Source organism: Actinomycetes bacterium, assembly GCA_036000965.1.
GTDB lineage: Bacteria > Actinomycetota > CALGFH01 > CALGFH01 > CALGFH01 > DASYUT01.
On the sequence record DASYUT010000147.1, the window covers coordinates 1 to 9,296 of the forward strand.

11 protein-coding genes and 2 pseudogenes are annotated in these 9,296 nt (G+C 70.1%); 7 read left to right on the top strand and 6 right to left on the bottom strand.

From position 1 onward, the window contains the following. Both VG276_12615 and VG276_12620 read right to left on the bottom strand, forming a co-directional pair. A partial coding sequence (locus VG276_12615; GenBank protein ID HEV8650221.1) for a hypothetical protein occupies window positions 1-492 on the bottom strand: 492 nt, incomplete at its 3' end. Continuing rightward, entirely contained in the window at window positions 479-1,666 is a 1,188-nt protein-coding gene (locus tag VG276_12620; protein HEV8650222.1) for an XRE family transcriptional regulator, read from the bottom strand. The genes VG276_12620 and VG276_12615, both read right to left, overlap by 14 nt. Before the next feature lie 78 nt (window positions 1,667-1,744). Between VG276_12620 and VG276_12625 the strand changes: the two genes are divergently transcribed. The 6 genes and pseudogenes from VG276_12625 (at window position 1,745) to VG276_12650 (ending at window position 6,299) form a co-directional block, all read left to right on the top strand. Continuing rightward, window positions 1,745-1,975, top strand: a complete 231-nt coding sequence (locus VG276_12625; GenBank protein HEV8650223.1) for a hypothetical protein — start codon at window positions 1,745-1,747, stop codon at window positions 1,973-1,975. Window positions 1,976-2,070: 95 nt separating this feature from the next. After that, complete coding sequence (locus VG276_12630; GenBank protein ID HEV8650224.1) at window positions 2,071-2,379, top strand: hypothetical protein; 309 nt, start codon at window positions 2,071-2,073, stop codon at window positions 2,377-2,379. Next, on the top strand, window positions 2,379-3,728 hold the full coding sequence (locus tag VG276_12635) for a ThiF family adenylyltransferase (GenBank protein ID HEV8650225.1): 1,350 nt from the start codon (window positions 2,379-2,381) through the stop codon (window positions 3,726-3,728). The genes VG276_12630 and VG276_12635 overlap by 1 nt, the downstream gene beginning before the upstream one ends. Window positions 3,729-4,154: 426 nt before the next feature. Next, window positions 4,155-5,105 carry a hypothetical protein gene (locus VG276_12640; GenBank protein ID HEV8650226.1) on the top strand — a complete coding sequence of 317 codons (951 nt, stop codon included), beginning with the start codon at window positions 4,155-4,157 and terminating at the stop codon, window positions 5,103-5,105. A 108-nt stretch (window positions 5,106-5,213) separates the two neighbouring features. Continuing rightward, window positions 5,214-5,465, top strand: a pseudogene (locus tag VG276_12645) (galactose oxidase). A gap of 327 nt (window positions 5,466-5,792) precedes the next feature. Beyond that, window positions 5,793-6,299, top strand: a complete 507-nt coding sequence (locus VG276_12650; GenBank protein ID HEV8650227.1) for a hypothetical protein — start codon at window positions 5,793-5,795, stop codon at window positions 6,297-6,299. A 245-nt stretch (window positions 6,300-6,544) separates the two neighbouring features. Here VG276_12650 and VG276_12655 read toward each other — a convergent pair whose 3' ends face one another. The 3 genes from VG276_12655 to VG276_12665 all read right to left on the bottom strand — a co-directional run bounded on the left by VG276_12655 (window position 6,545) and on the right by VG276_12665 (window position 8,140). Next, window positions 6,545-7,069 (bottom strand): hypothetical protein, encoded by a 525-nt coding sequence (locus tag VG276_12655; GenBank protein ID HEV8650228.1) that lies wholly within the window; start codon window positions 7,067-7,069, stop codon window positions 6,545-6,547. 130 nt (window positions 7,070-7,199) lie between these two features. Continuing rightward, a complete protein-coding gene (locus VG276_12660; protein HEV8650229.1) occupies window positions 7,200-7,787 on the bottom strand; it encodes a hypothetical protein in 588 nt (195 codons plus the stop codon). After that, window positions 7,787-8,140 (bottom strand): PadR family transcriptional regulator, encoded by a 354-nt coding sequence (locus tag VG276_12665; protein HEV8650230.1) that lies wholly within the window; start codon window positions 8,138-8,140, stop codon window positions 7,787-7,789. The genes VG276_12660 and VG276_12665 overlap by 1 nt, the downstream gene beginning before the upstream one ends. Window positions 8,141-8,538: 398 nt before the next feature. Here VG276_12665 and VG276_12670 point away from each other — a divergent pair. After that, a pseudogene (locus VG276_12670) lies at window positions 8,539-8,664 on the top strand (SAM-dependent methyltransferase). 193 nt (window positions 8,665-8,857) lie between these two features. On the opposite strand, the gene VG276_12675 reads toward VG276_12670, so the two are convergent. Continuing rightward, a partial coding sequence (locus tag VG276_12675; protein ID HEV8650231.1) for a cupin domain-containing protein occupies window positions 8,858-9,296 on the bottom strand: 439 nt, incomplete at its 5' end.

The following is a 9,296-nucleotide window of genomic DNA, read 5'->3' on the forward strand; positions in this document are numbered from 1 at the left end:
CAACCCCCGGGTGGTGAGGACGCCCGTCCCCGGGCTGCGTCGCAGCAGCACGTCCCTGGCCAGGGCGTCGTCCATGGCCGCTGTCCAACTCCTGCTCTCAGCGATGGCGATGACCGCCGCCTCGCCAGGCCCTAGGGCTCCCGCCAGCCCGATGCTCTTGGCATACGAGGGGCCGACCATCTCGGAGAATGCCCCAAGCTCATCGACTTCCAGGTCGACGACACGGATGTCGTCTCTGGACCGCAGCTTGCGGAGGCGCTCCCAGTTCTGCATCGCTTCGGGATCTACTGACCGCTTGGTCCAGTACCGCTCGCTCTGGGCGATCTCGCTGACGAGGCTCTCGATCCCATCCGGATCCTCGTCGGGATCCATCACCTGCCGGGGAACGCACACCTCGCCGCCGAGGACCCGCACCAGGAGGTCGAACTGGTCGACGAGTGCGAAGTACCTGACCGGCGTGGTGTTGCAGACGAGGGGGTCATGCTGACTCACGGAGATATTGGAACTCCTCTTGTTCCTCTGGTGACGTGGGGCGCTCAGCGAGGAACTCCTCGATGTCCTCCTGAGCAAGTCCGGTCATGGAAGCCGCTCCGCCGACCGTGAGCTTCTCGTCGGCCAGGGCACGGCGGAGCAGCCGGAGAAACCGTGGTGGGAATCGACCGAGTCCCCACCGATCCGGGTCCTGTCCCCACTCGTCAGGTTCGATCGGATAGCCGAGCCGCTGCGCCAGATGGACGGGCTGGAGCTCCCGCAGCCGTGCGACGTCGACGGCCGAGGTCAGGTTCGCCGCCTGCAACCGCACCAGCATCATCGCGTAGGAGACCCGGAACAGCCGCTGGAGGGAGATCACGACCTCCGCGTCCTGGACCTTCGCCAATCCCAAGGTCTCCACGACACTCCGGAGGCTCTGGATGGGGACCAGGAACTCCGCTGCGAACTCGTTGGCGAACCGCTCCGCCAACTGCCGGCGTCCGAGGTACCCGACGTAGATGTGGTCACCGTGGAACAGGGCGTGAGCGAGCTCGTGGGCCAGGGTGAACTGCCGTCGCCCCGGGGTCGTCTGCGAGTTCGCCACGATGGAAAACCCCACCCGGTCGTGAGGCAGGAAGACGCCAGACACGGTCCCCCGCAGGTCTGTCCCCAACGGTGCTTGGTAGACCGTGACGCCAGACAGGTCCGCCAGGGTCCAGAGGTCCCCGACCGGACCCTCGCCCAGGCGGAAGAACCGTCGCGCCTCCTCGGCCTTCCTGCGGATGTCGTCCTTGGAGAGGAAGCCTTCTCGGAGGGAGAGCGGTGACTCCGTCATGCCCGAAGCAGCACCCATCGCGTCCAAGAGGTCCCCGTAGGCGTCGAGGAACGAGAGGTACCGCTGGATCTGGAACTTGGCCGAGGGGTCCAGGCGGTCACCTGCATCACGGAACAGCAGCCGCTCGAAGTCGGGCCTCGGGCGCTCCTGGGCTCTGCCGATGAGCTCATCCAGGGGGACCCGGTAGATAGCCGCAAGCTTGGCCAGCTGGGCCGAGTTGGGCGTCCGCGTCCCGTGCTCCCAGTTGGACACCACCGGTCGAGGCTGATCCAGGAGGACGGCAACGTCGTCCTGGCTGAACCCGGCGCGTTCCCGCGCTGCAGCCAGGCGGGGGCCGAGCGAAAGCCGATCATCCGTCAACGTGAGCACCTCGCTATGATACACTCTCGACAGATGGAAGGCGATGATGTAGCAAACGGACGTTCAGAGGTGAGTGGTATGAGCATGACCACCACGACCATCTCGGTCACTATCGAGGGCAGCCCGCACAGCCTTGAGGATCGGGAGTACCGGGGATCGGAGCTTCGAAGCATCGCGGGACTGACCCCCAAGGACAAGCTGGTCCGTGAGGAGGCCGACGGGACGGAGACGCCCATCCCCCCTGGCAAGAAGATCCGCCCTCGTGAAGGGGACAACTTCTTCGTGTCCGTGCGTTTCCGGCGCGGCTGACCATGCACCCCCGAGTGGCCGAGGAATGGTCCGAGATCGCCAGCCTATACCCGGGCGTTCGCCACATGCCGAGCCCAGAGCGGGTAGAAGTCGACATGGACCTGGAGGCGGGCATGTATGACCGGCCCGGCACCTCTGTCGCCGTCCTCATCCCGCCCGGGTACAGAGCGACCTCTCCGGATGGGTTCCTGGTGCCCTCGGGGCTATCGTTCGCGGACGGATCGGGCCTCCCCGCCAGCGACGCCACAGGCGTGGGCATGCCCGGCTGGCTTCTGGTGTCATTCCACCTGATCGACGAGTCCGGTGCGTCGGCCTGGCGGCCGGCCGCCGACTCCCACCGCGGGGACAACCTGATCGGCTACCTCGCGTCCATCGAGTCGTTCCTCGCCCGCCGGTGCAACTGATGGAACTCCGGGCCGCTGCCACGGATCTCGCCGCGCTCCACCGGCGGCTCCTCGCCCGGGCACCGGACGAAGGGGCAGCATTCATCGCGGCCGAGTCCGGCGGGTCCGGGCTGCTGCTGCGCTCCTACCGTGTGTTCGGTGAGAAGGAGCTGGGGGCCGCGTCCGGCGAGCTGTCGGTCACCGAGGAAGCCCAAACAGCAGAGCTCGCCACCCTGAAGCGAGGCGGCCACGCGCTCGTTGAGGTGCACACCCATCCTGGCTCCGGTCCGGCCGTCGGCTTCTCCCAATTCGATCAGGAGCAGCTCCCACTGTTCGCCCGGTACGTGCGACTGAAGCTGCCGGGGAGGCCGTTCGGTGCGCTCGTGCTGTCCGAACACGGGTACGCCGGACGGGTCTGGACGGATGCGGGGGTCGAGCCACTCACCATCCGAGCGGTGGGGCAGAGAACCGCGCTGCCGCGGTGGATAGATCACCCGGGCGTCGACCCGATCTCCCGGGTCGACCGGCGATTCGATCGGCAGATCCGGTCGCTGGGGCCGGATGGACAGGCCCGGATCCGGGCACTCCAGGTCGGCGTCGTCGGGCTGGGAGGAACAGGCGGCCACGTGGTGCAGCAACTCGCCCACCTCGGCGTCCGCAGGTACGTCCTGGTTGAGGACGACGTCGTGGAGGCGAGCAATCTTGCGCGCCTGGCGGGCACGACCCGATGGGACCCGCTGCTTCGCCGTCGTAAGGCTGCCGTGGCCCGCCGCACGATTCGCAGGCTGTCGCCCACCGCGGCCGTGAGCTGCCCGGGGTCCCTTCGGCGGCGGGCGGGCCTTGCCGCGCTCAGCGACGTCGACGTGATCGTCGGCTGCGTGGACAACGACGGAGCACGCCTCGTCATGAGCGAGCTGGCCGCCGCACACCTGGTTCCCTACCTCGACATTGGCGTCGGCATTGAAGGCGAGGGACCGGCCAGAAGCATCGGAGGACGGGTGTCGTTCTACCTGCCTGGTGGTCCATGTCTCGCCTGCGCGGATGAGATCGACTTCGACGAGGTAGCCGAGGATCTGGAGAGCGAGGCGCTCCGGAGCATCCGCGTCGAGCGGGGCTACGCGCGGGATCGCCGCGTGGAGCCCGCGCTGATGCCGCTGAACGGTGTGGTCGCATCGCTTGGGATGATGGAGTTCCTAGCCTTCGTGACTGGCCTTCGTCCGGTGGTCCCCTTCACTCGGTACGACACCATGGAGAGCCGCCTCATCCGGCAGTCGGTAGAAGCGAGTCCGGACTGCGTAGTGTGTCGCCCGGCCTACGGGATGGGAGACCGCCAGATGGTCGACCGGTACGCGCTCGACGCTCGGTCCTGAGACCGCCTCAGTACGGCTGCGGGAGCTTCGGGACGCGGCTGAAACGGAGAGCCCGCCTCGCACGACCGGTCAGGATGGCGGACAACTCCCGAGATGCGAGCAGGACTGGCCTGTTCCTAGGCCGTCATTGGGCCGTGGGTTGTCGGATATCGGGGGACAACAGCGGGCACCCTCAATCGGGAACGCTACCGGCAGCGCAACGTGGGGAGCGCTGCGCCAACCGGCTCGAGCAGTGGCGTGGGATTGCGACCCGGTTCGAGAAGCGCGCGGTCAACGACCGCGCCGCCGTCGTCATCGTGGCACTGGCGATCTGGCTGGAAGGATGATGCGTCAGACGCGGCTTGGTCTCGCGCTCGGCCTGGATGGGTAAACCGGAGATGGGTCGCCGGGCGATAGACAGGCGAGACCGTGAACAGCGGAGGACGCATGCGCGAGGGTCGGGTGCGGCGGCTGTCGGCCGGTGCCGTGGGCGCGGCCGGGGCGTTGCGCCGCAGCGTGGAGCGTGCCGTCCCGGACGAGCGCCGCCTGGCCCGGGCCCGGCGGCGCCGCCCGGTGTCGGCGGTGGCGGTCGCGCTGTTGCTGACCGTGGCCCTGGCCTCGGCGTCGCTGTGGGTGCGCGCCAACGCGCCCGAGCGGCCCAGCCAGGTCGTCGCGCCCACGCGGCCGCCGGCCACCGCTGCGCCCGGCCAGCGGCCCGGGAGCTGGCGGCGCCTGAAGCACGGACCGAGCGGGCTGTGGGTCGACCAGATGGTCTGGACCGGCACCAGGGCCCTGGTGTTCGCCGGCGCCGACTCCGGCCAGTCCAAGGTGAACGGGGCGTTCTACGACCCGGGCCGGGACCGCTGGCGGGGGATCCGGCGCGGGCCCCTGGACTGGCGGGCCGGGGCGGCGGTGGCGTGGACGGGCCAGCGGCTGCTCGTCTGGGGCGGGACCCGCGACGTTCCGCTGGACCGGGCCGGCGGCGCCTACGATCCCGCGACCGACGCCTGGACGCCGATCGCGGCCGGCCTGCTCGACCCGGGCGCCGTGATGGCTGCCGCCTGGACCGGGCGGGAGCTGCTGGTGTGGCTCGACACCGGGCAGGGCGCCGCCTACGACCCGCAGCGGGACGCCTGGCGGCGCCTCACGGCCGCGTTCCCGCTGCCTCAGGCGGACCGCAACCGGCCGGCGGTCGTATGGACCGGCCGGGAGGTCATCATCTGGGGCGGGTGCGACAACCGGACCCCCCAGTGCGACGACAGCAGCCAGGGCGACGAACTGAGCGACGGCGCCGCCTACGACCCAGCCAGGGACCGGTGGCGGCGGATCGCCACGTCCCCCCTGGCAGCCCGGGACCGGCCGCAGGCAGTGTGGACCGGCCGGGAGCTGGTCGTCTGAGGCGGCGCCTCGCGGGCGGGTGCCGGCGGCGCCTACGCTGCCGCCTACGACCCGGCCAGGGACCGGTGGCGGACGCTTCCCGACGGGCCGCTCGCGCCCCGCTCCAACCACACCATGGTCTGGACCGGCCGCGAGCTGCTCGTCTGGGGCGGCGTCGCCAACGGCATCGGCGGCCGGTTCCTGGCCGACGGGGCCGCGCTCGACCCGGCCACGGGCGCCTGGACGCCGCTGCCCAGCGCGCCCATCCGCGGGCGAGACCGCCACGTCGCGGTCTGGACCGGCCAGGAACTGCTCGTCTGGGGCGGCTGCTGCGCCGGGACGCAGCTTCTGGCCGACGGGGCCGCGTTCCGACCCTCCTGAGCGCCACCGCATCGCTGCGACGCCGCTAGCCCATGCTCACGGCGGCCCTGAGGTGGTTCGTCGGAGCCGCTCAGGCTGGCAAGCCGGTCACCGCTCGCACCTCCCCGCCCGGCCACTTCACGGGCAGGCCAAACGAGCAGGCCAAGACCGCGAGCGTCAAGGAGCGACGCCACCGGCCACAACGCGACCTCCTGTCCGGCGGCACGGTGCGGACCTACCATGACGACGTGCGATGACGACGTGCGATGACGACGTGGAGGGCGCGGCTGGTACCAGGGTGGCCTGGGGGCTCGGTGGGCAGAAACCGAGGGCTCGGTGGACAGAACCGTGGACGACCTACCCCTACAGCTGCCCCGCCTGCACGGGCACCAGGGTTGCGCCACCCAGTGGAAGGAGCGGACGGTGCTGCTGTTTGCGTACGCCTTCCTGGCCGGGGTGATCGCCTGGGCGCTCGGCCGCCGAGGTGAGCCGTGGGTCCTCCGGCTGAGCGAGCCGGGCCAGCAGCGGGTGCGGCTGGCCACCGGCATGCTGGACACCGCGGTGGGCGCCAGCGGGATCGCCGTGCTGGGCCTGCAGCTTGGCGACCACGCGCACGTGCTGGGCTGGACGATCGGCGGCGCAGTGATCCTGGGAAGCATCCTGTACGCCGCCGGACTGCTCGCCTGGCGAGGAGGCCGGGCACTTGGCCTGCGCGTCCTCGGCTGGGTCCTGATGGTGGCGGCCTTGGTGGTCCCAAGCACACTCACGCTTGGGCTCCCCTTGGTGGCGCTGTTGGCCCTGGCGCTGGCCCCCATCCCGGAGCAGAAGGTGGCGCAGGGCGGGCCAGCAAGCTGACGGGCTTGCACGAGTATGCGCAACTTGACGAAGTACTGGTAGGACACCGTCACGCGAAAGTGCGAAAGCTGGGACTGCCACCGGCCTGCTGGAACGATCACGCGACCGCGTGGTGGACCGGTTCTGCGAGATCATCGCGCGGCTCACGGGCATGCTGGGCAGTTCCGCGCCACCGTCGCCGGGGAAGGTTCCCACCGTGTCCGGGCTCGCCGATCAAGCCACGTGCGAGGTGGTGACCGGCCCGCTCAGGAACTCGGTTGCACGCCAGCGGGGGCTTTCAGGAGCCGTACCGAGAGGATCGCCCACACAAGCCCCACGCCAACGAGCAGGAAGGCTGAGAGCGTCTCGGTGTTCCAGGTGATGCTGCCGATGGCCGACAGCGCAATGAGCAGGCGGTCACTGGGATGAAGCAACCGCCGACGAAGCACGACCACCGCAAGACTGATCAGCCCGAACGCCAGGGCCAGGGTTCCGAAGATTGCGAACTCCACCACTGTGTTGAGGATCAGCAGCACTGGGGCAACAGCCAGCAGGTATCGCGCAGCGCGCCCGAGCCACCCTGCCTGGTGCAGTACGCGAGCCAGCCTGCTCCGAGCAAGTCCGACCACGACCAGGCCGGCGCCGACACCCAGGATCGGGAACAGCGAGTTCGCGTCCCGCTCCAGACCGAACCAGCCGGCGTTCATCGAGCCCATCGTGGCTCCACCCGCCGCGAACAAGACCGCGCCCAGCAGTGCCGACAAGCGGCTCCACATCGAGATCGCGTCCATGTGCCCCTCGCCATACTGGCTCGACGCAGCCAAGCGTGGTAGCCGGCCTCTGCTCGGTGTCGTTGGGGGAGTGTCCCAGGGGTGTCAAGCGGCGTGCGGACCGGTATCGCGAAACCGGGCAGTCGCTGGGTCAGGCGGCACGACGCCGCAGCGCGGGGACCAGGACCCGGATGGCCGCCACGACAAGCGAGACGATCGCGGCCAGCCAGCACAGCGTGGCGATTCCCCAGCGGAGGTCGGCTGGGCCGGGCAGGAGGGTCACCAGCCAGCCCAGGCCGGCCAGCAAGACGGCGGCGACCAGCCAGGTGAGCGCGGCGCGCCTGGCGGCGGGGTGCTCGGTTGGGGAATCCAGCGCGCGGGCGAGCGCGGAGCGCTGCGCCAGGGCGACGGCGAGGGTGACGGCGGCGAGTGGGATGGCGGCGAGTGGGCCGATGATGTACAGGGCGGCCAGCGCGGCGACCAGCAGCCCGGCGACCAGGACGAGGGCGCCGGGACGGTCGGGACCAGGGTGCATGAGGGCCTCCAGGCGGTAGCGGGGGACGGTGACGGCCAGGTCGAGCAGCGTCCGGGACCAGGTGGCACGGGCGCCCAGGTCGCGGAGCTGGTCGCCGAAGACCTGGACGATGTCGGGGCCGTGGGTGCGCCGGAAGCCGCTGGGGTACAGGCCAAGCAGCGCGGTGTACAGGGCCTGGTGGCGCCGGTGTGGCGCGGCGGCCATCAGCCGGGCTCCAGGCGGGGCGATAGCCGCTTGAGGTTGGCGCGGTCCAGCAGCGCTTGGAGGCGCTGGACCTCGGCGGCGCAGGCCTGGCGGCCCAGGGTGGTGAGCTGGTAGTAGCGGCGGCGCTGGTCGTCCAGGGCGGGGTCGGGTCGCTGGGCTGTTTCCTGGATGAGCCCGTCGGCGAGCAGGCGCTTGATGGTGCCGTAGAGGGTGGCGGGGCCGACACGCACGCGGCCGTCTGACAGGCGCTCGATGTCGCCCATTAGGGCGTAGCCGTGCTTGTCGCCCTCGGCCAGGGCCAGCAGGATGTGGAGGCTGGCGGTGGGCAGGGGGAGGAACCGGTCCACCTCCATCGATCAAGCTCCGATCTATCGGTTCCTAACATAGTGAGAATCACTATAGCGATGATCGACTGAGTGTCAACCCTGGCTGGTGGTCGGCGACACGAAGCCCGCGCAACCGCTGGCGGCCGATGGCGCATGGACCGCTGGACACCGCCGTGCTGCCGGCCGGGCTGTGGACCGGCGCGGCGCTGCTGGTCTGGAATGGCAACTCCGCGCAAAGTGGCGGTTCCCGCACGGGCTACCAGCCCGGTGACGGCGCCGCCTGGGATCCGCGCGGTGACCGATGGATGAGGTTGCCGCGGTCGCCTCTGGGAGGATCCGGCAGTGTCACGGTATGGACGGGCCGGGCGGCGCTGGTGTGGGGAGGGAGGCCGTGGCCGACGCCGGCCATCCATACCGGCATGGTGTTCTTCGACCGCCTGGAGCTGCTGGAGCCCGGCGTGGTCTCGTGTTCGCAGTGGCGGCCCGACCCTGGCGACCCGAAAGCCGAGCTTGAGGTGGCTCAATTCTGCGCCGTCGGGCGTAAGCCCTAAATTGGGAACTGCGAAGGAATAACTTGACGGTATGGATCGCCGCGTCCGCGAGAAGCAGATGGCCGCGGAGGACAAGAACAGGTCGATCCGCGGCATAGGACCTCCTCCATATAGCAGGTAGACGAAGCGTCGTCGCGCTGGTGTCACGGCTGCCGCTCGAGCAGTGGTGGCAGCTGGCCAAGGCCCTCATCTGCTAGCCTCGTCGGAGGTCCTGCGGTTCCCAGAAGCCCTCGGCGTACTCCTGGTCTGTCACCGGATCGCCCCACTCCGGCGGGCCGCCGATGTTCACCGAGACGTGTGCCATCGGGCTCTCCGGCCCGCCGCCGTGGTAGTGCCACTCACCCGGCGGGATGGAGACGATGTCCCCCGGCACGAGCACACGGCCCGGACCGCCCCGCGAGCGCACCCATCCCCGACCACTCACCCCGTACAGCAGCTGCCCGCCGGGATGCGCGTGCCAGTGGGTCCGGGCGCCGGCCGAGAAGTGCACCACGGCCATGCCGGTGCCGTCTGGCGCTGACAGCCCCGGGCTCAGCCACACCCGCCCGGTGAACCTCGCGGCATCACCCTGCTGATACTTCCCCTCGTGTCCCTTCACGGTCTCCATCGGCGTCCTTCTCCATGTCCTCGTC